At 71.2% G+C, this 26,973-nt stretch carries 23 protein-coding genes, 1 tRNA gene and 2 pseudogenes; 8 read left to right on the forward strand and 18 right to left on the reverse strand.

What is annotated here, in order from left to right:
• Positions 1 to 44 precede the first annotated feature (44 nt).
• Together CRP49_RS11080 and CRP49_RS46780 are read right to left on the reverse strand one after the other, a co-directional pair.
• Positions 45 to 509 carry a RidA family protein gene (locus CRP49_RS11080; protein ID WP_097253220.1) on the reverse strand — a complete coding sequence of 155 codons (465 nt, stop codon included), beginning with the start codon at positions 507 to 509 and terminating at the stop codon, positions 45 to 47.
• Positions 506 to 676 (reverse strand): hypothetical protein, encoded by a 171-nt coding sequence (locus tag CRP49_RS46780; protein ID WP_094218406.1) that lies wholly within the window; start codon positions 674 to 676, stop codon positions 506 to 508. The genes CRP49_RS11080 and CRP49_RS46780 overlap by 4 nt, the downstream gene beginning before the upstream one ends.
• 108 nt (positions 677 to 784) lie before the next feature.
• Here CRP49_RS46780 and CRP49_RS11090 point away from each other — a divergent pair, with 108 nt between their 5' ends.
• Together CRP49_RS11090 and CRP49_RS11095 are read left to right on the forward strand one after the other, a co-directional pair.
• The gene (locus CRP49_RS11090; protein WP_097253221.1) at positions 785 to 1,762 is read left to right on the forward strand and encodes an ArsA-related P-loop ATPase; all 978 of its coding nucleotides are present in this window, start codon (positions 785 to 787) and stop codon (positions 1,760 to 1,762) included.
• Positions 1,759 to 3,150: an ArsA family ATPase gene (locus CRP49_RS11095; protein WP_097253222.1), complete on the forward strand. Its 1,392-nt coding sequence runs from the start codon at positions 1,759 to 1,761 to the stop codon at positions 3,148 to 3,150. Before CRP49_RS11090 ends, CRP49_RS11095 begins: the two co-directional genes overlap by 4 nt.
• A 239-nt stretch (positions 3,151 to 3,389) precedes the next feature.
• Here CRP49_RS11095 and wblA read toward each other — a convergent pair whose 3' ends face one another.
• On the reverse strand, positions 3,390 to 3,728 hold the full coding sequence (gene wblA, locus CRP49_RS11100; RefSeq protein ID WP_179851885.1) for a transcriptional regulator WblA: 339 nt from the start codon (positions 3,726 to 3,728) through the stop codon (positions 3,390 to 3,392).
• Positions 3,729 to 4,184: 456 nt separating this feature from the next.
• Here wblA and CRP49_RS11110 point away from each other — a divergent pair, with 456 nt between their 5' ends.
• The gene (locus CRP49_RS11110; protein WP_097253224.1) at positions 4,185 to 6,500 is read left to right on the forward strand and encodes a transglycosylase domain-containing protein; all 2,316 of its coding nucleotides are present in this window, start codon (positions 4,185 to 4,187) and stop codon (positions 6,498 to 6,500) included.
• A 116-nt stretch (positions 6,501 to 6,616) separates the two neighbouring features.
• Here CRP49_RS11110 and CRP49_RS11115 read toward each other — a convergent pair whose 3' ends face one another.
• Positions 6,617 to 7,084 (reverse strand): GatB/YqeY domain-containing protein, encoded by a 468-nt coding sequence (locus CRP49_RS11115; protein ID WP_097253225.1) that lies wholly within the window; start codon positions 7,082 to 7,084, stop codon positions 6,617 to 6,619.
• 156 nt (positions 7,085 to 7,240) lie between these two features.
• Here CRP49_RS11115 and CRP49_RS11120 point away from each other — a divergent pair, with 156 nt between their 5' ends.
• The 3 genes from CRP49_RS11120 to CRP49_RS11130 all read left to right on the forward strand — a co-directional run bounded on the left by CRP49_RS11120 (position 7,241) and on the right by CRP49_RS11130 (position 9,165).
• Complete coding sequence (locus tag CRP49_RS11120; protein ID WP_097253226.1) at positions 7,241 to 8,167, forward strand: metallophosphoesterase; 927 nt, start codon at positions 7,241 to 7,243, stop codon at positions 8,165 to 8,167.
• Positions 8,168 to 8,266: 99 nt separating this feature from the next.
• On the forward strand, positions 8,267 to 9,025 hold the full coding sequence (locus tag CRP49_RS11125) for a Pr6Pr family membrane protein (RefSeq protein ID WP_097253227.1): 759 nt from the start codon (positions 8,267 to 8,269) through the stop codon (positions 9,023 to 9,025).
• Positions 9,026 to 9,091: 66 nt separating this feature from the next.
• Positions 9,092 to 9,165: transfer RNA gene (locus CRP49_RS11130), tRNA-Pro, on the forward strand.
• A 338-nt stretch (positions 9,166 to 9,503) separates the two neighbouring features.
• Here the strand turns inward: CRP49_RS11130 and CRP49_RS11135 are convergent.
• Positions 9,504 to 11,876 (reverse strand): tetratricopeptide repeat protein, encoded by a 2,373-nt coding sequence (locus CRP49_RS11135; RefSeq protein WP_257033362.1) that lies wholly within the window; start codon positions 11,874 to 11,876, stop codon positions 9,504 to 9,506.
• Between the two features lie 509 nt (positions 11,877 to 12,385).
• On the opposite strand from CRP49_RS11135, the gene CRP49_RS11140 reads away from it, so the two are divergent.
• Positions 12,386 to 13,540, forward strand: coding sequence for a glycoside hydrolase family 3 N-terminal domain-containing protein (locus tag CRP49_RS11140; RefSeq protein ID WP_257033661.1), 1,155 nt, complete (start codon positions 12,386 to 12,388; stop codon positions 13,538 to 13,540).
• A 93-nt stretch (positions 13,541 to 13,633) separates the two neighbouring features.
• Here CRP49_RS11140 and CRP49_RS11145 read toward each other — a convergent pair.
• From CRP49_RS11145 to CRP49_RS11180, 8 genes and pseudogenes are all read right to left on the reverse strand, one after another.
• Positions 13,634 to 14,143, reverse strand: a pseudogene (locus CRP49_RS11145) (hypothetical protein); the annotation flags it as partial.
• Between the two features lie 347 nt (positions 14,144 to 14,490).
• Positions 14,491 to 15,015, reverse strand: coding sequence for a copper chaperone PCu(A)C (locus CRP49_RS11150; RefSeq protein WP_097257302.1), 525 nt, complete (start codon positions 15,013 to 15,015; stop codon positions 14,491 to 14,493).
• The gene (locus CRP49_RS11155; protein WP_097257301.1) at positions 15,012 to 17,252 is read right to left on the reverse strand and encodes a cation-translocating P-type ATPase; all 2,241 of its coding nucleotides are present in this window, start codon (positions 17,250 to 17,252) and stop codon (positions 15,012 to 15,014) included. Before CRP49_RS11155 ends, CRP49_RS11150 begins: the two co-directional genes overlap by 4 nt.
• 23 nt (positions 17,253 to 17,275) lie before the next feature.
• Positions 17,276 to 17,524 (reverse strand): hypothetical protein, encoded by a 249-nt coding sequence (locus tag CRP49_RS11160; protein ID WP_097253231.1) that lies wholly within the window; start codon positions 17,522 to 17,524, stop codon positions 17,276 to 17,278.
• Between the two features lie 155 nt (positions 17,525 to 17,679).
• Complete coding sequence (locus CRP49_RS11165; RefSeq protein WP_097253232.1) at positions 17,680 to 18,441, reverse strand: YcnI family protein; 762 nt, start codon at positions 18,439 to 18,441, stop codon at positions 17,680 to 17,682.
• 38 nt (positions 18,442 to 18,479) lie between these two features.
• Positions 18,480 to 19,076 carry a hypothetical protein gene (locus tag CRP49_RS11170; RefSeq protein ID WP_179851581.1) on the reverse strand — a complete coding sequence of 199 codons (597 nt, stop codon included), beginning with the start codon at positions 19,074 to 19,076 and terminating at the stop codon, positions 18,480 to 18,482.
• A 114-nt stretch (positions 19,077 to 19,190) separates the two neighbouring features.
• Positions 19,191 to 19,874, reverse strand: coding sequence for a sigma-70 family RNA polymerase sigma factor (locus CRP49_RS11175; protein WP_097253233.1), 684 nt, complete (start codon positions 19,872 to 19,874; stop codon positions 19,191 to 19,193).
• A 197-nt stretch (positions 19,875 to 20,071) separates the two neighbouring features.
• Positions 20,072 to 20,860 (reverse strand): hypothetical protein, encoded by a 789-nt coding sequence (locus CRP49_RS11180; protein WP_097253234.1) that lies wholly within the window; start codon positions 20,858 to 20,860, stop codon positions 20,072 to 20,074.
• A 191-nt stretch (positions 20,861 to 21,051) separates the two neighbouring features.
• On the opposite strand from CRP49_RS11180, the gene CRP49_RS11185 reads away from it, so the two are divergent.
• Positions 21,052 to 21,282 (forward strand): hypothetical protein, encoded by a 231-nt coding sequence (locus CRP49_RS11185; RefSeq protein ID WP_097253235.1) that lies wholly within the window; start codon positions 21,052 to 21,054, stop codon positions 21,280 to 21,282.
• A gap of 28 nt (positions 21,283 to 21,310) precedes the next feature.
• Here CRP49_RS11185 and tatA read toward each other — a convergent pair.
• From tatA to CRP49_RS11210, 5 genes and pseudogenes are all read right to left on the reverse strand, one after another.
• A pseudogene (tatA, locus tag CRP49_RS11190) lies at positions 21,311 to 21,481 on the reverse strand (Sec-independent protein translocase subunit TatA); the annotation flags it as partial.
• A gap of 59 nt (positions 21,482 to 21,540) precedes the next feature.
• The gene (locus CRP49_RS11195) at positions 21,541 to 23,268 is read right to left on the reverse strand and encodes an LCP family protein (protein WP_179851582.1); all 1,728 of its coding nucleotides are present in this window, start codon (positions 23,266 to 23,268) and stop codon (positions 21,541 to 21,543) included.
• Between the two features lie 97 nt (positions 23,269 to 23,365).
• Entirely contained in the window at positions 23,366 to 26,041 is a 2,676-nt protein-coding gene (mgtA, locus tag CRP49_RS11200) for a magnesium-translocating P-type ATPase (RefSeq protein WP_097253236.1), read from the reverse strand.
• Entirely contained in the window at positions 26,034 to 26,396 is a 363-nt protein-coding gene (locus CRP49_RS11205; protein ID WP_097253237.1) for a metalloregulator ArsR/SmtB family transcription factor, read from the reverse strand. Before CRP49_RS11205 ends, mgtA begins: the two co-directional genes overlap by 8 nt.
• 76 nt (positions 26,397 to 26,472) lie before the next feature.
• Entirely contained in the window at positions 26,473 to 26,958 is a 486-nt protein-coding gene (locus CRP49_RS11210; RefSeq protein ID WP_101418177.1) for a hypothetical protein, read from the reverse strand.
• Positions 26,959 to 26,973 lie beyond the last annotated feature (15 nt).

Here is a 26,973-nt window from a genome sequence, read left to right on the forward strand (position 1 = left end):
GCGAATGTTCGAGAGGTACCCGAGGTCAGCGGGGCTGCGGGAACTCAGGGAACCAGCTCGACCTGGATCTCGACCTCCACCGGCGCGTCCAGCGGCAGCACCGCGACACCGACCGCGCTGCGGGCGTGCACACCCTTGTCGCCGAGGACCTCGCCGAGCAGCTCGCTGGCGCCGTTGACGACACCGGGCTGCCCGGTGAAGTCGGCGGCCGAGGCGACGAAGCCGACGACCTTCACCACGCGCGCGATGCGGTCCAGGTCGCCGGTCACGGACTTCACGGCGGCCAGCGCGTTCAGCGCGCAGGTGCGGGCCAGCTGCTTGGCCTCCTCCGGCGTGACCTCGGCGCCCACCTTGCCGGTGACCGGCAGCTTGCCCTCCACCATCGGCAGCTGGCCGGCGGTGTAGACGTACACGCCCGACTGCACGGCCGGCTGGTACGCGGCCAGCGGCGGTACGACCTCCGGCAGGGTCAGGCCCAGTTCGGCCAGCTTGGCCTCGACCGCGCTCACGCGTGCTTCTCCTGCTTCTCCCGCTTCAGGTAGGCCACGAGCGACTCCGGGTTGGGGCCGGGCACGACCTGGACGAGCTCGTAGCCGTCCTCGCCCCAGGTGTCCAGAATCTGCTTCGTGGCATGGATGAGCAGCGGCACGGTCTGGTATTCCCACTTCTTGGTCATGGTGGCGACTGTATCCGCTGTCACCCACGGGACCGGCGGACGGCCGTGAGCGCCGTTTATCCACAGCCTCCCGCGTGGCCGTCGGCCGGACTCGTTAGTCTCGAAGGCGTGAGCAGGCTCCAGGTCGTCAGCGGCAAGGGCGGGACCGGAAAGACGACGGTCGCCGCCGCACTCGCGCTGGCCCTCGCGACCGAGGGGAAGCGGACGCTTCTCGTGGAGGTCGAGGGCCGGCAGGGCATCGCACAGCTCTTCGAGACGGAGGCGTTGCCCTACGAGGAGCGGAAGATCGCGGTCGCTCCGGACGGCGGGGAGGTGTACGCCCTCGCCATCGACCCCGAACTGGCCCTTCTGGACTACCTCCAGATGTTCTACAAGCTCGGCGGCGCGGGCCGGGCCCTGAAGAAGCTCGGCGCGGTCGACTTCGCCACCACCGTCGCGCCGGGCCTGCGGGACGTCCTGCTCACCGGCAAGGCGTGCGAGGCGGTGCGGCGCAAGGACAAGTCGGGGCGGTTCGCATACGACTACGTCGTCATGGACGCCCCGCCCACCGGGCGCATCACCCGCTTCCTCAACGTCAACGACGAGGTCGCCGGGCTCGCGAGGATCGGCCCGATACACAATCAGGCGCAGGCGGTGATGCGGGTGCTGAAGTCGCCGGAGACGGCGGTGCACCTGGTGACGCTGCTGGAGGAGATGCCCGTCCAGGAGACCGCCGACGGCATCGCCGAACTCCACGCGGCCCGGCTGCCGGTGGGCAGGGTCATCGTGAACATGGTCCGGCCCCAGATGCTGGACGCGACCGACCTGGAACTCGTACGGACCGTGCCGCGTTCTTCCGTTGCACAGGCCCTGTCGGCCGCGGGGCTCGGCGGGGCGCGGCGGGGCGGGAACGCCGAGCGGCTGGTGGACCCGCTGCTGCAGCAGGCCGCGGAGTACGCCGAGCGGCACGCGCTGGAGCAGGAACAGCGCGCGGTCCTCGGCGAGCTGGACCTGCCGCTGCACGAACTGCCGCTGCTCGCCGAGGGCATGGACCTCGCGGGCCTGTACGAACTCGCCACCGAGCTGCGGAAGCAGGGGTTGTCATGAGTCCGGACCCGGCAAAGGCGCAGGACGCCGCCCGCCCGCACCTCTCCGCCGCGCGCGTGCTCGACATCGACCCGCTGCTGGACGACCCGAAGACCCGGATCGTGGTGTGCTGCGGCTCGGGCGGGGTCGGCAAGACGACGACCGCGGCGGCGCTGGGCCTCAGGGCGGCCGAGCGGGGCCGCAAGGTGGTCGTCCTCACCATCGACCCGGCCCGGCGGCTCGCCCAGTCGATGGGCATCGACTCCCTCGACAACGTGCCCCGGCGGGTGAAGGGGACCGAGGGCGACGGCGAGCTGCACGCCATGATGCTCGACATGAAGCGCACCTTCGACGAGGTCGTCGAGGCGCACGCGGACCCGGAGCGGGCGGCCGCGATCCTGGCCAACCCCTTCTACCAGTCGCTCTCGGCGGGCTTCGCGGGCACGCAGGAGTACATGGCGATGGAGAAGCTGGGGCAGCTGCGGGCCAGGGACGAGTGGGACCTGATCGTGGTCGACACCCCGCCGTCCCGCTCGGCGCTGGACTTCCTGGACGCGCCCAAGCGGCTCGGCTCCTTCCTGGACGGCCGCCTGATCCGTCTGCTGACCGCTCCGGCGAAGCTCGGCGGCCGCGCGGGGATGGCCTTCCTGAACGTCGGCATGTCGATGATGACCGGCACGCTGGGCAAGCTGCTGGGCGGCCAGCTGCTGAAGGACGTACAGACCTTCGTGGCCGCGATGGACACCACGTTCGGCGGTTTCCGTACGCGCGCGGACGCCACGTACAAGCTGCTCCAGGCGCCCGGTACGGCGTTCCTGGTGGTGGCGGCCCCGGAGCGGGACGCGCTGCGCGAGGCGGCGTACTTCGTGGAGCGGCTGGCCGCGGAGGACATGCCGCTGGTGGGGCTGGTGCTCAACCGGGTCCATGGCAGCGGCGCCGGCCGGCTGTCGGCCGAGCGGGCGCTCGCCGCCGCGGAAAATCTTGAGGAGCCCCGCATTGTGGATCAGGGGGGCGGGAAAGCTGGACTTCGTAACTCTCCCGACACGTACGGCAGTTCAGAATCTCCCGCTTCCGCCACAGCGGCTCCGGACGACGGCTCCCCCGCCTCGGACGACGACTCACCGGCTGTGGAGAGCGACTCACCGGACGACAGCTCCCCAGACGCGAACGCGGGCACGGGCGCGGACGCTGAGCGTTCCGTCGACCAGCTGACCGCAGGCCTGCTGAGGCTGCACGCGGAGCGCATGCAACTGCTCTCGCGCGAGCAGCGCACGCGTGACCGCTTCACCGCCCGCCACCCCGAGGTGGCGGTCGTCGAGGTACCCGCACTGCCGGGTGACGTGCACGACCTCACGGGCCTGCGCGACATCGGGGACCGGCTGGCGGCGGGGCGAACGGAGCTGTCGTAGGACTCGCCCCGGATGGCTCGGCCGTCATGGCCCCGGTCGCATACGGGCGCACGGCTGACTGAGCTGTGCGCCGACGGGTCGCCGCGCGTACCCGCCTGCCCGGCGGGCGCCGCCTCAAGGGCGCGCCCCGGCACGGCAGGTGTTCAGCGGGTGTGCCCCCAAGACTCACGTCCGACCGTTGCTTCCCATGCCTCATGGCCGGTCGGAGTGGCTCCGGGTCTGCGCCAAGGGCGATGCCCTCAGCTCACCGCCGCGTAGTTCTCGTACACCTCGTCGCTGTCGAGGGGCACGATGCCGACGCCGCGCTCGTACTCCAAGCGGGCGGTTTCCAACAGCCTGCGCCAGGAGGTCACGGTGGGCCGCCTGCGCAGCAGTGCGCGGCGCTCCCGCTCCGTCATGCCTCCCCACACGCCGAACTCCACGCGATTGTCCAGCGCATCAGCCAGACATTCGGTGCGTACCGGGCATCCGGTGCACACCGCCTTGGCCCTGTTCTGCGCTGCTCCTTGAACGAACAGTTCATCCGGATCGGTAGTGCGGCAGGCAGCCTGCGCACTCCAGTCGGTTACCCAGCCCATACCGGCGCCGTCCTCTCCCGAATCGAGGCTCCCCCACGGCGGCAGCGGCATATTCACCGCCGCCAGTTGAGGACGTTACGGAAGGTGGGGACAGCGCAACACCCCCTTCGGGCCCAATCTTGAATGGCCCGAACGGACTATGGGTAAGCGGCAGATCACCCGCGGGAGTGAGCTGGCGACATGCGTGATCATCCCGGCAAACCGGGGCAGCTGTGATGCGCCACACCGGGCGCCAAGTGACACACGAGGCGGATTCGGACACGCCCCCACCAGAAAGTCGGGGTACTTCCGGAACGATTCGGGGTCGCCGGACGTATTGATACGTGGCCGCACTGCTGTGACAGTTGAGAGCAGCTTAGGCCAAGGCCTGCGCGCGTGTCCGGCGAATGAGAAGGTACGCGACCCGCTTTGCCGTGCCGTGATGGACCGCTCATCACAACGGTTTAGGCTGCCCCCATGCCAAAGAAGCGCTCGGGCGGTGGCCTGTCGGCAACGCAGCAGGCCGCCAAGTTCCTCGGTGTCAGTGTGCTCGCGGGAGCCGTGATGGCGGGCATCGCGCTGCCCGCCGCCGGCGCGCTCGGACTCGCGGCCAAGGGATCGGTCAAGGGCTTCGACGAGATCCCGGCCAACCTCAAGAGTCCTCAGCTCAGCCAGCGCACGACCATACTGGACAGCCGGGGCAACCAGCTCGCGACCGTCTACTCCCGCGACCGTACGGTGGTGGAGCTCAAGGACATCTCGCCGTACATGCAGAAGGCGATCGTCGCGATCGAGGACTCCCGCTTCTACAAGCACGGCGCGATCGACCTCAAGGGCGTGCTGCGCGCCCTGAACAAGAACGCGCAGAGCGGCGGGGTCGCCCAGGGCGCCTCCACGCTCACCCAGCAGCTGGTGAAGAACTACTTCATCGAGGAGGCCGGCGACGACCCCACCAAGGTCGCCGAGGCCACCCAGCAGACCCTCGGGCGCAAGGTCCGCGAGCTGAAGTACGCGATCCAGATCGAGGAGAAGCTGGGCAAGAAGAAGATCCTCGAGAACTACCTGAACATCACCTTCTTCGGCGAGCAGGCCTACGGTGTCGAGGCCGCCTCCCAGCGCTACTTCTCCCAGCACGCCAAGGACCTGAACCTGCAGCAGTCGGCGCTGCTCGCCGGCATCGTCCAGTCCCCGAGCCGCTACGACCCGGTGAACGACGAGGCCGAGGCCACCAAGCGCCGCAACACCGTCCTGCAGCGCATGGCCGAGGTCGGCGACATCTCCCAGGCGGAGGCCGACCAGGCCAAGGAGAAGCCGCTCGGGCTGCACGTCAGCCAGCCGAAGAACGGCTGCATCACGGCCACCAAGGGCGCCGCGTTCTTCTGCAAGTACGTCGAGAACGTCTTCCTGACCGACCCGACCTTCGGCAAGACCCGCGAGGAGCGCGCCAAGCTCTGGAACCGCGGCGGCCTCACCATCCGTACGACGATGGACCCGCAGGCGCAGGAGTCCGTGCAGGCCTCCCTGAAGGAACACGTCTACAAGTCCGACAGCGTCGCCGCGGCCGCCACCCTCGTCGAGCCCGGCACCGGCAAGGTCCTGGCGATGGGCCAGTCGAAGCCCTTCGGCTACGGCAACAACGAGACCGAGTACAACTTCTCGGTCAACCGGGACATGGGCGGCTCCAACTACGGCTTCCCGACCGGTTCGACGTTCAAGCCGTTCGTGGCGGCGGCCGCGATCGAGGGCGGCAAGCCGGCGACCCAGGAGTACTCGGCGCCGTACAAGATGAACTACCCGAGCCCGGTCCAGCGGTGCAGCAGCAACCCCTACGTCAACACCAAGGCCGAGACCGTCGAGAACGAGAACGAGTCGGAGCGGGGCCCGTACCGCATGAAGGAGGCGATGGCGAAGTCCATCAACACCTACTTCGTGCAGCTGATCTCCGACATCGGTCTGTGCCCGGTGGTGAAGATGACCGACGCGCTGCACGTGGTGCAGGGCGACGGCTCGAAGCTCCCGGAGACCCCCTCCATCGCCCTCGGTTCGATCGGCCTCTCCCCGCTGACCATGGCGAACGCGTACGCCACCTTCGCCGCGCGGGGCATGTACTGCACCCCGATCGCCATCGAGTCGATCACCCAGAAGATCGGCAACGAGCAGAAGTCGCTCGAGGTCCCCAAGTCGACCTGCTCGCGCGCGATGAGCGAGAAGACCGCCGACACCGTCAACACCCTGCTGCGCGGCGTGGTCGACTCCGGTACCGGCCAGCAGGCGGGCCTGAGCGACCGGGAGAGCGCGGGCAAGACGGGTACGACGGACGAGCGCAAGAACGCCTGGTTCGTCGGCTACACGCCCAACCTGGCCGGTGCGGTCTGGGTCGGCAGCGCCAAGCAGAACGTGAAGATGACCCAGATCACCATCGGCGGGGTCTACCACGACCTCGTCTTCGGTGGTCAGGTCCCCGGCCCGATCTGGAAGGACGCCATGACCGGCGCCCTGGCGGGCAAGGCGGCCCCGGACTTCAACCTGGTCGACATCCCCGACGACGACACCAACGGGAAAGGCCGGGGAAAAGGACGGGGGAACGGCGGCGGGAAGAACGGGGACAGCACGGGCGGGCTGATCGGCGGACTGATCGGCGGCGTCACTGACGGGGGCACGACCGGCGGCACCACGGGTGACACCACCGGCGGCACCTTCCCCACGCCGACGTTCTCCCTCCCCGGCGGCTTCGTCGAGGGGCAGACCAACGGCGGGAACAACGGGAACGGGAACGGGGGCACGCGGGGCTAGCCCGGACCTTCCTGGCATGACGGCGGGGCCGCACCTCATCACCGAGGTGCGGCCCCGCCGTAGTAGTACCCGTAAGTGGGAGTACTCCTGAGTAGTAGTACTCCTACCGAACGGGCTCAGCCCTGGAGGAGCTTCTTCACCGCGGCGGCGACGCGGCCGCCCTCGGCCAGGCCGGCCACCTTCGGGTTCACGATCTTCATCACGGCACCCATGGCCCGCGGCCCCTCGGCACCGGCCGCCTTCGCCTCCTCGACGGCCTGGGCGACGATCGCGTTCAGCTCGTCGTCGGACAGCGGCTTGGGCAGGTACGCGGCAAGGATCTCGCCCTCCGCCTTCTCCCGCTCGGCCTGCTCGGGACGACCGCCCTGCGCGAAGGCGTCGGCCGCCTCACGGCGCTTCTTCGCCTCGCGGGTGATCACCTTCTGCACCTCGTCGTCGGAGAGCTCGCGCTTCTCCTTGCCCGCGACCTCCTCCTTGGTGATCGCGGTCAGCGTCAGCCGGAGCGTCGAGGAGCGGAGCTCGTCGCGCTCCCTGATCGCGGCGTTGAGGTCGTCGTGCAGCTTCGCCTTGAGCGTGGTGGTCATGGGGTCGATTGTCGCAGGTACGACACCGGGGGCGCCCGCGCATTTACAGGGCGGCCGGCTTCGGGAGCCTTTGTGGTCACCCGGCGGCCGGTCCCGGGGTTGTCCGGAGGTGGCCGCCGGTCTTTGGGGGACACCGGGGTCTGACACGATGGTCATATGCGCGCGCGATACGGAGTACCCCTGGGAATCATGGCGGCAGGCGCCGCCGGACTGGCGTACGCGGCGGGCTTCGAGGCCCGCTCCTTCCGCCTCCGACGAGTGACGGTCCCGGTCCTCCCGCCGGGCATGCGCCCGCTGCGCCTGCTCCAGGTGTCCGACATCCACATGGTCGGCGGCCAGCGCAAGAAGCAGCGGTGGCTGCAGTCGCTGGCGGGCCTGCGCCCCGACTTCGTGATCAACACGGGCGACAACCTCTCGGACCCCGAGGGCGTCCCCGAGGTCCTCGACGCTCTCGGCCCGCTGATGGAGTTCCCGGGCGCGTACGTCTTCGGCTCCAACGACTACTACGGCCCCAGGCTCCGCAACCCCGCCCGCTACCTGCTGGAGAAGACCAGCGGCCGCCACGGCCTGAACGGCAACCCGCCGGCGGTGGGCGTGATCCACAACCCCTGGGAGGACCTCAGGGACGGCTTCGACGCGGCGGGCTGGCTGAACCTGACGAACACGCGGGGTGTGCTGAAGGTCGAGGGCGTGTCGATCGAGCTGACCGGCCTGGACGACCCCCACATCAAGCGCGACCGCTACGCCCGGGTGGCGGGCGGCCCCTCCGGCACGTACGACTTCTCGATGGGCGTCGTCCACGCCCCCTACCTGCGCGTCCTCGACTCCTTCACGGCGGACGACTACCCCCTGATCCTGGCCGGCCACACCCATGGCGGCCAGCTGTGCATCCCCTTCTACGGCGCCCTGGTCACCAACTGCGACCTGGACACGGACCGCGTGAAGGGCCTGTCCACGCACACGGCGGAGGGCCGTACGTCCTACCTCCACGTGTCGGCGGGCTGCGGAACGAACCGCTACACCCCTGTCCGCTTCGCCTGCCCGCCGGAGGCGACGTTGCTGACGTTGGTGGGGCGGGAGTAAGAGGACTGGGGGCGCGACGGGACCGACGTAACCCACCCGGGTAACCCACCCGGACTGCCCCGGATAGCCCCTTTCCTCCCTCTTGCTTAGCGTGAGGGCATGACCGCCCCCATACCCAGGGAGATCCCGGACCTGCCCGCGGTCCCGGGCCCGCCCCTCCTGCTGCCCGCCCCGGTCCCGGCCACGGCGGTGGTGGCCCCGGTCCGTCGCCCCCTGGTAGCGATATTCCGACTCCTGACCGCCCTGGCCGCGGCGGCCGGTGTCGCCCTGGAACTCCTCCTGGGCACCCCCGCCCGGACCCTGAGCTACTTCAGCGTCCAGACCAACATCCTGCTGGCAGTGGTCATGCTCCTGTCGGCATCCAGGGCCTGGCGGGCCCGCCGCCCGCTCCCCTCGTCCGTGACAGGCGCCACACTCCTCTACGCCGTGATCACCGCGTTGGTCTACCACCTGCTCCTGGCGCACACGACACCCCCGTTCGCCATGACGGACGCGACCGCACCCCCCGTCCGCTGGCACGCCCAGTGGGCAGCACTCCAGGTCCTCCACACGGTGGTCCCCCTGGCGGCCGTCCTGGACTGGCTCCTCCTGACCCCCGCGGCCCGCCTGCACCTCCGCCAGGCGGCGACCTGGCTCCTCTACCCCCTGACCTACCTGGCCTTCTCTCTCATCCGGGCAGCGGTCCTCCCCCCATCCACCCCCGCCCGCTACCTCTACCCGTTCCTCGACGTCGACGCCCACGGCTACCGCAGCACCCTGGCGAACGCCCTCCTCATCGGCCTGGCGATGTACGCCCTGGCGGTCCTCCTGATCGCCCTGGACCACACCCGCCCGACCCCGGTCCGCCACGGCGCCTAAACCGGATTTCGTCTCCGGCCACCGGTGGGCTAAAGTAAACGACGTCGCCGCGAGCAGCAGCGGCATCGGGGTGTAGCGCAGCTTGGCAGCGCGCTTCGTTCGGGACGAAGAGGTCGTGGGTTCAAATCCCGCCACCCCGACAGAGAAGTACCAGGTCAGGGCCGGTTCTCCGCTGAGGAGACCGGCCTTGACCTGTTCGTTGGGGGCTCTCTGGAGAAATCCTGGAGAAGATCTTGGGATTCGTCTCCAGGGCAGTGTGAACGGAGCCCTACTGTGGGCCATCTGTGGGCCAACGTACCGATCCCATGGAAATCTTGCGGAATCGGCGCAGGTCAGGTGGCAGGGGTAGTCCGATACCGCAACGCTCTTGAAAACCGCTCCTACGTGCGCGCAGCCGGGGCGCAGAGCCATTTCGTCGTAGACCGTCCTATGCGACCAGCGCGTCGGGCTCGGGGACGGCGTCGGACCCCGCCAGCCTTCAGGCGCGGGGCGTCTCTCCCGCTTTCCACTGCCAGTAGTGGAGGAGGATGCCGGTGGCCCGGGTGTGAGCGTTGTCCTCACCCAGCACCCGCAGCTGGTCGGCAAGCAGCTGCTCGAACGCGGCTGCGGCACCGGCCGCATCCCCCGCCTCCCCCCGCCACCGCGCAAGGTTGCTGCGGGTGGCCAGGGTGTGGGGATGGTCCTCACCCAGCACCCGAACCTGGTCGGCGAGCAGCTGTTCGTACGCGGCTGCGGCACCGGCCGCGTCTCCCGAGATCCCCCGCCACCGGGCGAGGTTGCTGCGGGCGGCCAGGGTGTTGGGGTGATCCTCACCCAGCACCCGAACCTGGTCGGCCAGCAGCTGCTCGAACGCGGCTACGGCACCGGCCGCGTCTCCCATCTCCCCGCGCCAGTGGGCGACCTCGTGGCGAGTGGTCAGGGTGTCGGGATGGTCCTCCCCCAGCACCTGAACTCGGTCGGCCAGCACCTGCTCGAGGGCGGCTGCGGCACCGGCCGCGTCTCCCGTCTCCCCGCGCCAGTGGGCGAGGTCGTGGCGGGCGGCCAGGGTGTGGGGGTGATCCTCACCCAGCATCCGCAGCTGGTCGGCGAGCAGCTGTTCGTACGCGGCTACGGCACCGGCCGCGTCTCCCATCTCCCCGCGCCAGTGGGCGAGCTCGTGGCGAGTGGTCAGGGTGTCGGGGTGGTCCTCCCCCTGCACCCGCAGCCAGTCGGCCAGCAGTTCCTCGAGGGCGGCTGCGGCGCCGGCCGCGTCTCCTGCCTCCCCCCGCAACCGGGCGAGGTAGCTGCGGGCGGTCAGGGTGTCGGGGTGGTCGGGGCCGAGGCGGTGGCTGTTGGTTTCCGTCAGGTGATGGAAGTGGGCTGTGGCGGCGGTGACCTGACCGGCATCGCCGAGGCTGCTTCCGGCCCAGTACAGCACCCTATGCGTGTAGGGCTGGTACAGGGCATCTTCGGCGGTTCGGGTGAGGGTGGTGGCATTGGCGCGCAGGGCCTGGGCGAGTTCGGTGTCGCGTTCGATGGCGGGCCAGGCGGAGGTGAGGGCGTCGGCGGTGGTGCGGGCGAGTTGGTCGTGCTGGTCGGGGGTGAGCGTGTCACGGACGCTGCGCTGAATCAGCTGGTGGACGCGGATGGCTTGGTGGGGGGTGGCGGGGGCGTGGTCGATGAGGCTGAGCCGAGCCAGCGCCCGCAAAGCACCGACCGCCTCGCCCGCAGAGACGCGCGCGGGAGTCTTGTCCTGCTGTTCTGACCGTGGTGCGTTCTGGGGCGACGGCTGCGAGCCGTTTTCGGTGCGATGCCGGGTCAGGTGGGCGAGGGCGGGCGTGCTGGTCAGGACGGTTTCGGGGATGCCGTTGGGGCTGAGGAACGCGGCGAGCTGGAGCATCGGGCGGGCCAGGCCGGCTGGGCGCAGGGTGTCGGCGCGGTCGACGGACAGCGACCAGGCTGCCGCCGTGCTCTGGGTCTGACCGTCGGGCAGCACCTCGGGGGCGGCGTCGGCGAGCAGCGTGGCACGGTCGGCCAGCAGGGCTCGGTAGGCGGCGGCGCTGATGCCCGCGTCGATCAGGTAGGCGGCGGCTTGTGACAGTGCGAGCGGCAGATGCCCTAAGTCCCGGGCGAGCGCGGTGAGCTGTTCGTCGGGCTCACGACGGTCACGGGCGCCCAGCGCTGAGGTGAGGTAGGCGAGGGATTCGGCCTCGGTGAACAGTCCGACCTTGATCAGACGGCCGGCCAAGGCGGCATCCTGGCGGCGCGTGGTGACCAAGGTGCGGCCGTGCGGGCCGGCCGGTGGCCACAGTCCGTTCAGGTCGGCCGGGTCGGTGACGTCGTCGAGGACGACCAGCCACCGGCACGGCGTCGCGTTCGCCTTGGGTTCCAGCCAGGCCAGGAACGCGCGCGCGGCCGTTTCCCGGTCCGCCGGGTCGGCGCCCAGGATCTCCACGGCGGCCTGCGCATAACCGGAGGCGGCCGCGGTGGCGTTGCTCGCGGTGATCCACACCAACACGTCCAGCTCACCGGCCTGCCAGGCCGTGCGGGCGTAGTCGGCGGCCAGCTGGGTCTTGCCCACCCCACCCATCCCGGCCAGCACCTGACCGTGCACCGTGTCCTGCCCCACGAGGACCGCGGCCTGTCCACCCGTGAGTGCTTCACGCAGCCGAACCACTTCCGCGCGGGTCTGGAAACAGCCCGCCCGCGGCGGGATCACCCCCACCTGATGCGGCCACACGGCCGCAGGCCGCCGGGCCCCGTAGTAGTGATGGTGGTCGCCCTTGCCCGTGACCGGGCCGATGAACACACCACCGCGGAAATCGACGTGGTCCCCGCCCTCAGCGCCGTACCGCGCCTCCCCGCCCGCCACCCCAAGCCCCCTCGAACACGGTCGGATCCAGCACCCCGACCGTACCCGCGCACCCACCCCGGCCACCGGCTGTTCGCGACACAGAGCAGACCTGGAACAGACGCCGATTCCCCCAGGCATCGCCCAGCAGCAGCATGCAGAGGCAAACCTGCAGGTCACTGAAGCGGACTTAGCCCGCTGTAAAGCTGCCGGTAGGCGTAGCGAGGGCTACTCGTTGAGGGAGGCCCGCTCGCGCCGGCTGAGTTTCCGCCGACTCCGAGACGCGAGATTCTGGTAGTACGCCGACGGCGGAGCCTCGAACAAATACGGGCCGAAGCGCATCTCACGCTTCGTAGAGCCCACCTCAGCTCCTACGGCCCTCAGCGCGACGGGCACCGTCGCGACTTCCCGAAGGAGGCCAAGCGATGAACCTCCCGTCGTACCGTGACCGCAGAAGCACGACAGCACCATCGCGGCTCCCCAGCCGGGCCAGGAACGCAAGAAGACTGAGCGCTACCGCCGTGGCTGCGATGCTCCTGGCGGGCTGGTGTGCGGGCACCCCCACAGCGTTCCCGTACCGCAGTGGCCCCAGCGCGCCCCCCGCCCCGCCCTCCCACTCCCCGGCGTCCTTCGCTCCGGACCGCGCGGCAGCCGCCGCTTGCACCAACAGCACGAAGCTGGCCGGGTGGTCGAACCGCCGGCTGGCCATGCTGACGATCGCCGTCCCGGTGTCGGAGACCTCGGTGTCCGACGTCACCTCCGAGGTGAGCGCCGGTGCGGGCGGTGTGATCCTGTTCGGCAGCAAGGCACCGTCCGACCTCGGCTCCCGGCTGACCACCCTGAAGTCGCACGTACCCGGCCACCTGGGCCTGCTGGTGATGACCGACGAGGAGGGTGGCGGCATCCAGCGCATGGCAAACCTCGTCGGATCCCTGCCCTGGCCCGCGTACATGGGCGCGCACTGGACCCCGGCCCAGATCCAGCAGAACGTCACCACCGTCGCCACGAAGATGGCGGACGCCCAGGTGAACATGGACCTCGCACCGGTGATCGACGTCGACGGCAGGAACGTGGCCCCCAGCAAGACCAACCCCGATGGATGGCGGTCCTTCAGCGGCACCACCTCGGTGGTCTCCGAGGACGGCGTCGCGTACATGAACGGGCTGCGCGCCGGACACGTGATACCCGTCGTCAAGCACTTCCCGGGCCTCGGCGGCTCCAGCTACAACTCCGACTTCGGCCCCGCCCGCACCCTGCCTTGGTCCACCCTGCAAAAGGTGGCTGTCCCGCCGTTCACAGCGGCCATCAAGGCCGGCGCCCCGGCCGTCATGGTCTCCAACAACATCGTTCCGGGCCTGGGCACCAATCCGGCGAGCCTGTCACCGACCGACATCAACACCGTGCTGCGCGGCCAGCTGGGCTTCAAGGGGCTGGTGATCACCGACTCCCTCAGCGCCAAGGCAATCTCCGCCGCCGGCTTCAGCGTCCCCGCCGCCGCCGTCCAGGCCCTGCGCTCAGGTGCCGACATGGTCCTGTTCGACCTGGGGAGCAATGTCAGCTCCCAGACGTCCTCGATCGCAACGGCGATCACCAACGCGGTGGCCGGCGGACACCTCTCCCGCAGCCGACTCATCGACGCGGCGGGACACGTCCTGGCCGTCCGACACGTGAATCTCTGCTCCTGAGCCCCACCAAACCAAGCGCCTGACCTGCGTAGACGTGATCGAGGTCAGGCGCAGAACTTCCCCGGACCTTGTTCGGGACGAAGAGGTCGTGAGCTATAGGCTGTCGCGCTCGATCAGCGAGCCATCAGGGCCCAGTGTGTAGAAGCGCGGCGGATCCATCGCTTCCACGGCCCTTCGCAGCTCCGCTTCCTGTTCCGGAGGATCAGGCCCGTGGGGCTCTCGCACATGGAATCCGTACAGCTCGATGGCGTCCGCGTCGACGTCATCCGGCTCGGGACGGCCCTCCTGGATGAAGCCGCAGAGCGCCCGCAGCGCGTCTTCGCCCAGATCCAAAGGGTGAAAGGGCAGAGCGTACGGCTCTTCCTCCTCGCCGGGCCACGGGACGATGTCGGCCGGGCGGTCTCCGGCCCAGTAGGGCAGCTCAAAGGGGAGTGGTTCGCCGATGTTCTCGATGACGCCACTGTCCGGGGACAGGCTCAGGGAGCGGACGAGGCGCCCGTCCTCCCATATGGCGAACGCCAGCCAGTCCACGACGCTGTGCATGGCGTGCAGGACAAGCCGTCGGCCGGCACTCGCCGCGACGAGGTGCCCCGGGACTTTCGTGATCATCGCTGTACGCGGCCCGGCAGTGTGCCCCCGAGGGATTTAGCCTGAAGTACAGCGGGCGGGCGAAGGGGGGACTTCTTCCTCGGTCTGCTCCGGGTGACCGGCGAGGACGAAACCGAGTGGAACCGGATCCGGCTGGCGCGCAGGATCAACGCCCCCACGGCTCCGGCACAGGCTCCGCGACGCAGCACACGCCCGACGGAGACAGAACTCATGTCATCCCCCAGATGGGACCCCGGCACAGTGACCAGCACCGGGCGCGAGTTGGACGACCTGTCGAGTCGGAAGGTTGTACGGGGGCGCGTGGTGCGTGGTCCTCCCGCCAGTTCCACGTCTGGCAGGACTCACGTTCCGTCCTGGCCCGCACGTACCACCACCGCCAGCGTCTTCACCGCCCCGCTGTGCTCGAAGTGCAGGGTGAACTCGACGAGATCGCCGGACTGCCAGCCTGCCTTCGCCGGCACGATCACGTCGAGGCTGGTTGGGGACATGGCAAGGCTGTCGCCGGCCGGAACGGTGGCCGAGGACACCGTCCGCGCGGAGGCCGAGCCGGCGCCGCTCATGCGGTGCCGGCTCAGCGTGAGGGCGCCGTCGGCCGCCTCGGCGGACGTCACCTTCAGCAACCGGTCCGCCGAGCCTCCGCTGTTGGTGATCCGGAAGAAGGCCGCCGTGTCCCGGTTGTCTCCGTAGGGCAGGAGCACCCGGCTCTCGCCCACCGCGATACGGGCCGGGCCGCCCGCGTTGCCGTACGCGGTCCACATGCTCAGACCGCCGAGCGCGAGGCCGCATACGGCGACGGGCGCGAACGCGGCGAGCAGGGTGTCGGTGAGCCTGCGGCGGGTGGGGCGCCAGAGGGCCTGGTCGGTCATCGGATCCCCCTCCCCGCCCCGCGCGACGGCTGCCATGCCCGCAACCGCAAGCTGTTCGTGACCACCAGCACCGAGCTGGCCGACATGGCCGCCGCCGCGAGCATCGGGTTGAGCAGGCCGACCATGGCCAGGGGGACGGTGACGACGTTGTAGCCGAAGGCCCAGAGGAGGTTGGCGCGGATCGTGCCGAGGGTGCGGCGGGCGAGGCGGATCGCGTCGGCGAGGGCTTCGATGTCGCCGCGTACGAGGGTGACGTCGGCTGCGCCGATGGCGACGTCCGTGCCGCTGCCCATGGCGATGCCCAGGTCCGCACCGGCCAGTGCGGCGGCGTCGTTCACGCCGTCGCCGACGACCGCGACCCGGTAGCCCTGTTCGCGCAGGTCCCGGACGAGGGCAGCCTTGTCCTCGGGTGTGCGGCGGGCGTGCACCTCGTCGATGCCCAGGGCGGAGGCGACGGCCCGGGCGGGTGCCTCGCGGTCGCCGGTGGCGAGTACGGGGCGGACACCGAGGCGTCGTAGGCGGTCGACTGCCCGGTAGCTGCCGGGGCGTACGACGTCGCCGATCTCGATCAGGGCTTCCGTCACTCCGTCCACTCGGACCAGTACGGGGGTGTGGGCGGCGGCTTCGGCCAGTGGCAGGGCGTCCGCGAGCGTGGCGGTCAACTCGTCGTCCGGGGCGAGGACTTCGATCAGCCGGCCCTCGACCCGGCCGCGCACGCCCCGCCCCGGCAGGGCGCTGAACTCGGTCACGTCCGGCAGTCGCCGCTCGCCCAGTTCGCGCCGGGCGTGTGCGGAGACCGCCCGGCCGAGCGGGTGTTCCGAGCCCTGTTCGACGGCCCCCGCCAGGCGCAGTACCGCGTCGCGGCCGAGGCCGTCCGGTACGGCGGTGACTCGGGCGACGCTCATGTGGCCGGAGGTGAGCGTGCCGGTCTTGTCGAGGACGACGGCGTCGAGGTGCTGGAGCCCCTCCAGCGCCTGTGGGCCGGTGACCAGGACGCCCAGTTGGGCACCCCGGCCGGTCGCGGCCATCAGCGCGGTCGGGGTCGCGAGGCCCAGGGCGCAGGGGCAGGCCACGACCAGGACGGCCACGCAGGCCGTGATCGCCGCCTGTGGCTCGGCACCGGCACCGAGCCAGAAGCCGAGGGTCGTGACGGCGAGCGCCAGCACGACGGGTACGAAGACACCGGCCACCGAGTCGGCCAGCCGCTGGGCGCGCGCCTTGCCGGCCTGGGCCTCGGTCACCAGGCGGGTGATACGGGCGAGTTGTGTGTCGGCGCCGACTGCCGTGGCCCGTACGAGCAACAGGCCGCCGGCGTTGACGGCCCCGCCGACCACGGCCGAGCCCGGCCCGACCTCCACCGGCTCGCTCTCCCCGGTGACCAGGGACAGATCCACGGCGGAACTGCCCTCCACCACCTCGCCGTCGGTGGCGACCCGTTCGCCGGGCCGTACGACGAAGACCTGCCCGACCTGCAACTCCTCCAGCGGGATGAGCCGTTCGGCAGTACCGTCCCGTACGGCCACCTCCTTGGTGGCGAGCCGGGCCAGCGAGCGCAGGGCCGCCCCGGTGCCGCGCCGGCCGCGCGCCTCCAGGAAGCGGCCCCCCAGCACGAACAGCGGTACCCCTACGGCCGCTTCGAGGTAGATGTGCGCCACGCCGTCGGAGGCGGTGGGGACGAGCGTGAACGGCATCCGCATTCCGGGGTCACCGGCTCCGCCGAGGAAGAGCGCGTACGTCGACCAGGAGAAGGAGGCCACGACGCCCAGCGAGACCAGCGTGTCCATGGTCGCCGTGGAGTGGCGCAGAGCGCGTACCGCACGCAGGTGGAAGGGCCAGGCGCCCCATACGGCCACCGGGGCGGCCAGCACGAAGCACAGCCACTGCCAGTTGCGGAACTGCAGGGCGGGCGCCATCGACAGCACCAGGACGGGCAGCGCGAGCAACGCTGTCACCAGCAGTCGGTGGCGCTCCTGCCGGGCTTCCTCGCCTGCTTCGTCTGCCTGGTCCTCGTCTCGCCGTTGCTTCTTGGGCGGCTCGGGCAGGGCGGCCGTGTAGCCCGCCTTCTCGACCGTGGCGACGAGTTCCGCCGGGCTGACCTGCGCCGGGTGACTGACCCGGGCCCGCCCTGTGGCCAGGTTGACGGTCGCCGTGACTCCGTCCAGCTTGCCGAGCTTCTTCTCCACCCGCTTCACACAGGCTGCGCAGGTCATGCCGCCGACGCTCAGATCCGTCGTCATCAGGGCGGTCGCCGGTTCGGCGTTCAATGGTCGCCTCCCCCGTGCATGTCCATGTCTCCCGCGTCCCCCGTGTCCCCGCTCCCGCCGCCCTGCCCCGGGGTGCCGGTGCCGTGCATACCGGGCGCGACCGGGCCGGCGGCGGACCCGACGGTGTACGACACCGCGAACATCAGGGCCAGGAGCAGGAGGAAGCCACAGAGCGCAGGCGGGGGCGTCATCTTCCGCAGGGCCGCGCTCGCGCCCGCGGGGAAGGATTGCCGGGACTCGTCCATCAACCGCGTCTCCAGGTCACGTCGTACGGCATCGCTCAGATCGCGCCGTACCGATTCAGGGGTCGGACCGGCCAGAGGCCGAGTTCCGGAACAGGTGTGAGATGCCTGTCACACGAGAGACAGGCACCTCACACACACCGGCAGGGCAGGCCGGATCACTCGCCCCGGGATCCCGCGGAGCGGCCCCGCACGACGGCGAAAGCCGCCGCTGCCAGGCCCAGCACGCCCACGATCAGGCCGGCGGCCCCGAGCCCGCGGGCCGTCGAGTCACTGCTGGACGCGGTGGACTTGGAGCTGCCCGGGTTGCCCGAGCTGTCCGGCGCCGCCGAGGAGGCGGTCGAGGCGCCGCTGCCCTCGCTCTCCGCGCCCTTCGCCGTGAGCTTGAGGACCGGCGCCGGGTTCTCCGGCTCGTCCCCGCCCTGCTGGGCCTCCTCGATCCAGCGCACGGTCTTGCCGTCGGAGTACGTCTGGAGCGTCTTGAAGGTCAGCTGGTCGGTGTCGTCGGGCAGTTGGCCGAAGGCGACGTTGAAGTCCTCGTAGTGGCCGGGGTCGATCTTGCCGCCGGTCCAGGTGATCTCGGAGACCGCGTCGGTGATGGTGCCGTCGTCGGTCTTGACCGGGGTCTTGAGCTTCGTGTCGGTGACCTTGGCGGTCCAGCCGTCCTGCGGCGAGACGAGCACGCCGAGGACGGGGTGGTCGGTGGGCAGGAAGACCTGGACCTTGGTGGTGCTCGCGCCGTCCTCCTCGTTGGGGACGCGGAAGGTCAGTACGCCGTCCGTGGCGCCCTTGGCGTAGCTCTCCGGGTGGACGGTGACGTGCGCGGAGGCGATGCCCGCGGCGGCGAGGACGCCGGCTGCGGCGAGGGCGGTGACGGCCGCGGCGCGGCGCAGGGCGGTGCGGGTGCGTGTCGTGGACATGAGTGAGTGGATCTCCGTACCTGAGGAGGGATGTCGGGTCAGACGGCGTACGACATCCCCGCCGGCGGTCCGCGCCGGTGCACGGCGTACCGCAGCCGCATCCGCCTCAGCGACCACGCCTCGTCCGCGGCCCGCCGTAGGAGACCTGCCTCGGCCGGTACGACGCGCACGCCTCGGGCCACCTGCCACCAGGCGGCGAGCCCCGGTACGAGCGCGATCGCCCAGCGCAGCAGCGACCACAGCGCGGCCTCACCGCGTCGCAGCCACCAGGTCAGCACAGCGGCTGCTCCGATGTGGACCGCGGTGGCGTGGGGGGTGAGCGCGTGCGGGTGGCTCATCGACATGCCGTGCATGGCCTGCATGGCCATCGTGGTGTGGTGGTGCGGCTGGGCGGCGTGGAACACGAGGTGCAGCCCGCACTGGGCGGCCAGGGTTCCCCCGCCGATGCCCGCCAGCGACCGCTCGCGGCCGCCCAGCAGGCAGCCGGCCGCGAAGACCGGTACGACCGCGGCGATCTGCACCCACACCGGCGGCGCCTGGCCCGTGGCCAGCACATGTGCCCCGGCGGCGAGCAGCACGCACAGGACGGCGAACACCGTCGCACGCAGCATCCGTACCGCCGGGGAGACCCTCATGGCATCCGATGCTGCCATGCGGCCCGCGCACCACCTGGTCATCTCTGACTTTCCTTACGCGTCGGGGCCCGGATCGGTCGGTGATCCGGGCCGTTGCCGTCGCCGTACGACCGGTCAGGCCACGGCGGCCATGGGGGCCATGGGGGCCATGGGGGCCAGGTGTTCGGCCTCGTCCAGCCACGCGATCAGCGAGGTGCGGGCACGGGCGACCCGCGAGCGCACCGTGCCCACCGGGCAGTCGCTGACGCGGGCCGCCTCCGCGTAGGGCAGTCCGACCATCTGGGTGAGGACGAACGCCTCACGGCGGTCGTCGGGGAGCGTGTCCAGCAGTTCGGTGAGGGCGACGCCGTCGTCGAAGCCGGGCAGGTCGCGCGGCTGGGTGCGTTCGGCGGCCGACTCCCAGTCGTCCGTGTCCGACAGGCGGGGACGGGAGGAGTGGTAGCGGATGCTGTCGACGACCGCGCGGCGCGCGATGGAGAGCAGCCAGGTGCGGGCCGAGGAGCGGCCTTCGAACCGGTGCAGGCTGCCCAGGGCGCGCAGGAAGGTGTCCTGGGTCAGGTCGTCGGCGCTCTGGGGGTCGGCACCGAGGTGCGTCACGTAGTGGCGGACGTCTCGGTGCAGGGCGCGTACGAAGTGGTCGACGGCGTCGGGGTCACCGTTGCGGGCGGCGAGCGCCCAGGCCGTGATCGACTCTTCTCTCGCGTCCGTCCTCGAGTTCGTCCTTGAGTCCGTTTTCGAGCCCGTTTTCGAGTCTGTTCTCGACTGTTCGCGCGATGGCGCCAGGGCAGGAGTGATCACCTGTGTTCTGTCCTTCTCGGGAATCAGGTGTCCGGTGTCCGGCCGGCGCGCGCCGCAGGGCAGCGGGCGGCACGGCGGAACCGGTGCCGGGGTGGACGGCCGGGCGCGGGAGCGCGCGGCCGGTGCCCGAGGCGGAGAAACCGGCGGCTCGACGGCTCGACGGCTCTGGGTGGAGTGCCTCGGGGAACCAGCTGTCGTCAGGCGACAGCGACCCCGGCGGGCGGACCCCGAGAAGTGATCGCGTGGGAGAGAAGAAGGCTGCGCGGCGCCCGGTCCGACCTCGCTCGGCGGGCGCGGACCCGCGGCCGGTGCGGCGGCGCGGGCAAGCGGAACAGCAGGCTCAGCGGTGCGAAGAGCCAGCCTGCTACGGCCCGCAGGATCCGGAAGGCGGCGCGTTCGCCGTGGGCCAGCCACAGGCCGCACAGCAGCGCGGCCAGGAGGTGGGCGGCGAGCATGCCGGTCGCGGACATGCCGCCCATGTCACGGCCGAGGGAGGCCATGGACCCCATGTGGTCCATGGCGCCCATGTGGTCCATGGCGCCCATGTGGTCCATCGAACCCATGGATTGCATGGCGCCCATGGAGCCCGTCGACCCGGACATCGCGTGCTGCTCCGCGCCCGCTCCCGACCCCGACCCCGATCCCGACGACAGCGAGCCGCACAGGACGTAGGTGAGCCACTGCCGGGCCAGCGATGCCCCGCCGGACGCGCCGGACGGTGCCGGCTGCACGACGGCCTGGGCAAGACCGAACAACGAGTGGAGTGCGGCCTGGGCGGCCACCGTGACGGAGACGACGAGCAGCGGTCCGCGTTCCCGGCCGGACAGCCGCCAGGCCGTGGCGCCGGTCGCGACGACACCCGCGGCCAGGGCCCACCAGGGCACCGCGGTTCCCGACATGACGATGTGGCCCAGGGCGGCGAGCAGCACGCAGACGGCCGCGAACACCGCGGCCCGTACCGTGCGAGAACACCACCCTGTAGTCATGGCGGCCCCATCCTCGCATCCGCGCTTCCATGGTCACCGGTGGGTACGGAAATCGGTCTGATGCTCCCTCACACCGTGCCCTGTGATCCAGGCCACGGCAACAGGCCGGAACTCACCCGCGATCGCGACCGACTTCTCTCGAAGCCCCGCTCCCCTCTGCGCTTACTTGCGCAACACCTAAAATGTTCCCCATGGAGACGACCGACACGACGGGCTGGGAGACGGCGGTGCTCGACGGAGGGCCCGCGGACGGAGTGCGGATGAAGGTCTCCGGCCGGCCGCGGGTGATCCAGGTGACGTACCCCTGCCAGATGGAGGCGTCGTCGACCGGTGTGCGGGCGGACGCGGTGTACCTCTACCGCCGGGTCTACACGGTGGACGGCGAGCCCCTGCGGTACGGCTTCGACGTCGCCAGCCCCTGACCTACGCGGCGAGCGAGCCTCAGTGTGCCGTGTCGCCGGCGCTGTCGTCGGCCTTCATGGCCTTGGCCTCGCTCTTGAGGATGCGCATCGACTTGCCGAGCCCGCGGGCGGCCTCGGGCAGCTTCTTGGAGCCGAACAGCACGATGACGACGATCGCCACGATCAGCAGGTGCCAGGGTTCCAGCCCGTTGCGCAGCATGCCGCCCACCCCTTCTCGATGATTGCTACCTTGCGCAACTGTACAACCCAGAGGTCGGATCAGGCGTCGGAGTCGGGCTTGCTGCGGGCCGCCGCGTAGGCCTGGGCCGGGGTCATGGGGACACCGTTGAGGCTGACCGTCTTGTAGGGGCTGACCTTGGCGCAGGTCTTGGCCTGGTCGGCGGTCTGGGCGTGCGCGTTGGAGACCGCCGCCTTGGTGTCGGCGGGCGCGGGCGAGGACGTACCGCCGCCGTAGCTGGTGCCGCTGGGCCAGTCGCTGCCGATCACCAGGGTCAGGCCGCCGCCGGCGCCCTGCTTCAGATGCGCGGCGGACAGGCCCAGCGCCTTCGCGACCGTCTGCGCCTGGGCCTTCTCACCCGTGCCGTAGGTGAGCGTGGTGGTGGTCGCGGGGCTGGGCGCGTTGGCCGTGGTCGTCTCCGGGCTGAAGCCCTGATCGGTGAGCGCGGTCGCGATCGCGGACGCCCGGCCGGTGACCGTGGTGCCGTTGGCCACCGTCACCGCGATCTGCGCTGCGGGCACCGCCGACGCCGTCGCCTTGGCCGTCGCGGAGGCCGCCGCGGACTTCTTGCCCGAGCCGGTGGTCAGGGACTGGTCGTTGGCGATGGTGGCGAACAGGGTCTTGGCGCCCGCGCCCACCACCACCCGGTCGCTGTTGTTCGGATCGGCGCCGGTCTGCATGGTCGTGAAGGTCATCCGCTTGGTGGGGACCTTGTTCAGGTCCGCCGCCAGCGAGATCAGCTTCTTCACACTGCCCAGCCCGTCGTCCACCGTCAGCGCCTTGGTCGCCGCATCGGCCAGGTCGTAGACCGCGGTCGGGTCGGTGAGCGTGCCCGCGCTCTTGAACTTGCGGATCATCGCGCTGAGGAAGATGTGCTGCGAGACCGTGCGGCCCAGGTCGCTGCCGTCCCCGAAACCGTGCCGGGAACGCACGAACTCCAGCGCCGCGACCCCCTTGAGGGTGTGGCCGCCCTTGGACAGCTTCAGATGCGAGTAGGTGTCGTACACGTCGTCGCTCACACACACGGAGACACCACCGACCGCGTCCGACATCTTCACCACACCGGAGAAGTCCAGCTTGACGAAGTGGTCGATGGGGATGCCGGTGAGCTGGTGGACGGTGGCCACCTGGCAGGCCGGGCCGTACTGCAGCGCGCTGTTGATCTGCCCGTAGTACCCGGACGTGGACTGGCCGCTCGCGCTGTCCTTGCAGGCCGGGACCCGGGTCATCGTGTCCCGCGGGATGCTCATCACGGTCGCGTTCGAGCGGTCGGCGGATATGTGCACCACCATCTGCACGTCCGCGTTGCTGCCGGTCTGCACGCCGGTCTTCGAGCAGCCGCCGCCGAGCTTGCAGTCCGCCTTGCTGGTCCGGCCGTCCGAACCCATCACCAGGATGTTGATCGGCGTCCGGCCGAACGCGTCCGCCTTCTCCGTGCCGCCCTTGCCGTCCAGCGACACACTCTGGATGTTGCCGTTCAGATGCTGGTAGAACCACCAACCCGCACCGGCCGTCACCACGACGAGGACGGACAGGCATATCGCGAGGATCTTCAGTACCCGCTTGCCGCGCCCTGCGGGACGGGCCCGGCGCCGCGAACGTGAGCCGCCGTGCGAACGGGTGCCGCCGCGTGAGCGGGAGGCGGCGGCCCTGGCCGCGGCCCGGCCGCCCGGGCGCGGTCCGTCGGGCCCGCCCGTACGCTGTCCCGGCACCCGGGCGGTGCGACCGCGCGTGGCCTGGCCACCCCGGCCGTCCCACGGCTCGCTCATCTACCCACTCCCATGGACGGTCGGATCCATCACCTCGGTTGCGTGATTGCGCAATCTAACAAAGCCGTGGCCCGAGCAGCACAGATCCACACAGAATTCACAGGTGAGGCGTCTCCTGGGACGCCCACCTGCGCGCGGCGCGGGACCCGGCCGCCAGGAGACCGGCCGCGTACACGGCCAGGACGGCGATGAGCAGGGCGTAGTACAGGACCGGGAGGCCGGTCAGGCCGAGCACCGGGCCGAGGGGTGACGGCGGAAGCGCCAGGCCGATGACGGCCAGGGCGAGCGCGGCCCAGGTGACGGGGCCCGGCCTGCGGCCCTGCGCACCGCGGCGGCCGGCCCGGAGCAGCAGCATGACCAGGGCCTGGGTGAGGAGGTTCTCGGTGAACCAGCCGGAGTGGAACACCGCCTCGTCGTCCCCGGTGCCCGGCCCGTGCAGGGCGAGCGCGAGGACGGCGAAGGTGGCGAGGTCGGCGACCGCGTTGAGCACGCCGAAGCCGGTGATGAAGCGCAGCAGGTCGGGTGGGCGCAGCTCCGTCGGCCGGCGCAGCACCGAGGGGTGCGGGCGGTCGTGGGCGAAGGTGAGCTGGGCGGCGTCGAAGCACAGGTTCTGGGTGAGGACCTGGGCCGGGAGCATCGGCAGGAAGGGCAGGAGCAGGCCGGCGGAGAGCATCGCGATCACGTTGCCGAGGTTGGAGGAGAGCGTGATGCGCAGGTAGGTGGCGATGTTGCCGCCCGCGTGCCGGCCCGCGGCGATGGCGTGGTCGAGCGCGGTGAGGTCCTTCTCGGCGAGGACGACGTCGGCGCCCTCGCGCGTCACGTCGGCGGCGTCGCGCGGGGCGATGCCGACGTCGGCGGCGTGCAGCGCGGGGAGGTCGTTGACGCCGTCGCCGAGGAAACCGACCGTGTGTCCGGCGGTGCGCAGTGCCTGGGTGATCCGGGCCTTGTGGTCCGGGGTGCAGCGGGCGAAGACGGTCGTACGGAGGGCGAGGGCGGGGAGGTCGGCGTCGGTGAGGGTGTCGATGCGGTCGGCGGTGAGAACGGCGTCCCCGGTGACGGGAATGCCGAGGTCGCGGCAGGCGCGGGCGGCGGTGCCGGGGTGGTCGCCGGTGAGGATCTTCACGGTGACACCGCGGTCGGTGAGGTTCCTCAGCGCGTCGGCGGCGGTGGGCGCGAGCGCGTCGCGCAGGGTGATCAGGCCGCGGAAGGTGAGGCCGCGTTCGTCGGCCGGGGTGTAGGCGCGGGTGCGCGCCGGGCGTTCGGCGGTGGCGACCGCCAGGACGCGCAGACCGTCGTCGGCCTGCGCGGCGGCGTGTGCGGTCAGGCTCCCGCGCTCCTCGTCCGTCAGCGCGCAGCGCTCCAGGACGGCCTGGACGTCTCCCTTCACGACCAGGGTGTGCCGGCCGAGGCGGCCCGGGGTGCGGACGACGGCGGTGGCGAGCCGGCGCACCGGATCGAACGGAACGGCCGCCACACCGTCGTACGCCATCAGGTCGTCCTCGTCGGCGGCCTCCAGGAGCGCCTCGTCCAGTGCGTCGGGCTCTGGCAGGTCGGCGAGGTGCAGGGTCCACCACGCGTTGACGGCGGCCCAGCGGAGCGCCTCGGTGTCGTCCCGGCCGTCGGGGCCGAGGGCGCGGTCCGTCACCGGCCGGTCCTGGGTGAGGGTGCCGGTCTTGTCCAGACACAGCACGTCGACGGCGCCGAGGTCGTGCAGCGCGGGCAGCCGTCTGACGATCACCCCGTGGGTCCGGGCGAGCAGCGCGGCGCTGCGGGCCAGGCAGGTGGTGACGAGGACCGGCAGCATCTCGGGGGTGAGTCCGACGGCCACCGCGACGGCGAACGGCAGCGTCTCCAGGCCGCGTCCGCGCAGCGCCGCGTTGGCCATGAGGACCAGCGGCGGGGTCAGCAGCATGAACCGGATGAGGATCCAGGAGATGCCGTGGACTGAGCGGTCGAAGGCGCTCGCTTCCCGCCGCTCGGCCGGACGGCTGTGGGCGGCGGCGAACCGGGTCCGCGCACCGGTCGCGGTGACGACCGCGGTGGCGCTTCCGGAGACGACGCTGCTGCCCTGGAAGCAGTACTGCCGCTGCTCGAAGACCCCGCCGCCGACGGGGTGCGGGGTGTCCGAGGCGGACTTGGCGACGGGCGCCGACTCCCCCGTCAGCGCGGACTGGTGCACCGTCAGGCCGTGGGCCCGCAGGAGTCGTACGTCCGCCGGGACCAGGTCGCCCGGACCCAGCCGGATCACGTCCCCCGGGACCAGCTCGTCCAGCGGGAGTTCCCGGCTCGTGGGCGCCGCGTCCGCGTCGGCGCGGCGCACCACCGTGGCGGTGGTGGCGACCAGGTGCCGCAGGGCGGCCGTGGACCGGTCGGCCCGGTGCTCCCCGGTGGCCCGCAGCACGCAGCTCACCACGACCAGGAGGAGGATCACCGATGCGGTCCCCCAGGCGAAGACGGCCGCGGACACCAGTCCCAGGCACAGCAGGACCGCGGTGAACGGGTCCCGCAGGCTGCGGACGAACAGCCGCGGCCAGGAGGCTTCCCGCCGGGCCGGAAGCACGTTGTCGCCGAACCGGGCCAGCCGTTCCTGCGCTTCCGTCTCCGTCAGACCCCGGGGACCGGCGTCCAGCTCGCGCAGCACTTCGAGCACGGTCGGCGCGGAGCGCCCGGGACGGGACGGCGCGGCGGCGGCCCGGTCGCCGCCGAACGCCGCCGGGGCACCGGCGTCCGGCGCCTCGGCGTCCGGGCCCGGGGGCGCTGTGCTCTCAGCCACCGATCCCGCGCAGCCGGTGTACCGGTGCGGAGGCCTGCTGCGTCCGCGCCGTCAGCTGCCCGACCATCACCCGGACCAGCGTGACGACGTCGGGGTCGTCGATGTAGTAGACCTGCCGTCTGCCTTCGCGCCGGGAGCGTACGAGCCCGGCGAGCTTCAGCTTGGCCAGGTGCTGGCTGACCGCGGGCAGCGCACCGCCCACCCGGTCGGCGAGGTGCGTCACGTCGCACTCACCCTGCGAGAGGGCCCACATCAGGTGGAGCCGGGCCGACGAGGCGAGCAGCCCGAACGCGGCGGCCGCAGCCGCCAGCACCTCGGCGGGCGGGTCCTCGAAGCCACCGGCGCTCTCCGTCACAGTCCTCTCCCGTCCCGCCCACAGCCGACGCACATACGCGCCCGCCCATCGTAAGGGCGGGTACCCGGGCGGCCTTCTAACGTGCGGCCCGCCCTCCCCGTTGCCCCATGAGCAGTTCCTCCAGGCGACCGAGCAGGAAGGGCACGACCCCCCGTTCCAGCAGGGCGAGTTCCCACGCCTCCCGCGCTCGTGTCACGTCCGGAACGTCGTCGGCCGGAACGTCCTCGGCCGGGACGTCGCTCGCACCGGCCCGGTCACGCTTCGCCGCCACCCACCGCAAGGCGGCCCTCGCGGCGGACCAGCCGGGCACGATGCGGGCCACCGGCTCACGGTTCGCGCCCTCCACCGCGGTCCGGGCCCGGAGGTATTCCTGGTACTCGACGGCCGCCGCCGCGGTGATGGCGGTACGCGCCCGCACCGCCCGGGTGCGCAGCTGCTCCCGGTCGGCCACTCCCTTGGCGCGGACGAGGGCGTCCAGGACCTGCTGGGAGTTCAGAGCCTGGTCGAGCGCACGCTCGAAGACAACGGCGGTCTCCGGCACCGACGGTCCGGCACGCGACATGTGTCCCCCCGTGAA

Origin of the sequence: Streptomyces sp. Ag109_G2-15 (assembly GCF_900215565.1) — a bacterium.
GTDB lineage: Bacteria > Actinomycetota > Actinomycetes > Streptomycetales > Streptomycetaceae > Streptomyces > Streptomyces diastatochromogenes.

Bases quoted from the DNA above. Each gene is read 5' to 3' on its own strand.
- CRP49_RS11125 (WP_097253227.1), top strand. From the start codon at position 8,267: ATGACCGCCCCCATACCCAGGGAGATCCCGGACCTGCCCGCGGTCCCG.
- CRP49_RS11120 (WP_097253226.1), top strand. From the start codon at position 7,241: ATGCGCGCGCGATACGGAGTACCCCTGGGAATCATGGCGGCAGGCGCC.
- CRP49_RS46780 (WP_094218406.1), bottom strand. From the start codon at position 676: ATGACCAAGAAGTGGGAATACCAGACCGTGCCGCTGCTCATCCATGCC.
- CRP49_RS11210 (WP_101418177.1), bottom strand. From the start codon at position 26,958: ATGTCGCGTGCCGGACCGTCGGTGCCGGAGACCGCCGTTGTCTTCGAG.
- CRP49_RS11155 (WP_097257301.1), bottom strand. From the start codon at position 17,252: ATGACGACGGATCTGAGCGTCGGCGGCATGACCTGCGCAGCCTGTGTG.
- CRP49_RS11110 (WP_097253224.1), top strand. From the start codon at position 4,185: ATGCCAAAGAAGCGCTCGGGCGGTGGCCTGTCGGCAACGCAGCAGGCC.
- CRP49_RS11140 (WP_257033661.1), top strand. From the start codon at position 12,386: ATGCTCCTGGCGGGCTGGTGTGCGGGCACCCCCACAGCGTTCCCGTAC.
- CRP49_RS11195 (WP_179851582.1), bottom strand. From the start codon at position 23,268: ATGAGCGAGCCGTGGGACGGCCGGGGTGGCCAGGCCACGCGCGGTCGC.
- CRP49_RS11150 (WP_097257302.1), bottom strand. From the start codon at position 15,015: ATGACCGACCAGGCCCTCTGGCGCCCCACCCGCCGCAGGCTCACCGAC.
- CRP49_RS11115 (WP_097253225.1), bottom strand. From the start codon at position 7,084: ATGACCACCACGCTCAAGGCGAAGCTGCACGACGACCTCAACGCCGCG.
- CRP49_RS11160 (WP_097253231.1), bottom strand. From the start codon at position 17,524: ATGGACGAGTCCCGGCAATCCTTCCCCGCGGGCGCGAGCGCGGCCCTG.
- CRP49_RS11180 (WP_097253234.1), bottom strand. From the start codon at position 20,860: ATGACTACAGGGTGGTGTTCTCGCACGGTACGGGCCGCGGTGTTCGCG.
- CRP49_RS11165 (WP_097253232.1), bottom strand. From the start codon at position 18,441: ATGTCCACGACACGCACCCGCACCGCCCTGCGCCGCGCCGCGGCCGTC.
- CRP49_RS11170 (WP_179851581.1), bottom strand. From the start codon at position 19,076: ATGAGGGTCTCCCCGGCGGTACGGATGCTGCGTGCGACGGTGTTCGCC.
- CRP49_RS11095 (WP_097253222.1), top strand. From the start codon at position 1,759: ATGAGTCCGGACCCGGCAAAGGCGCAGGACGCCGCCCGCCCGCACCTC.
- wblA (WP_179851885.1), bottom strand. From the start codon at position 3,728: ATGGGCTGGGTAACCGACTGGAGTGCGCAGGCTGCCTGCCGCACTACC.
- CRP49_RS11185 (WP_097253235.1), top strand. From the start codon at position 21,052: ATGGAGACGACCGACACGACGGGCTGGGAGACGGCGGTGCTCGACGGA.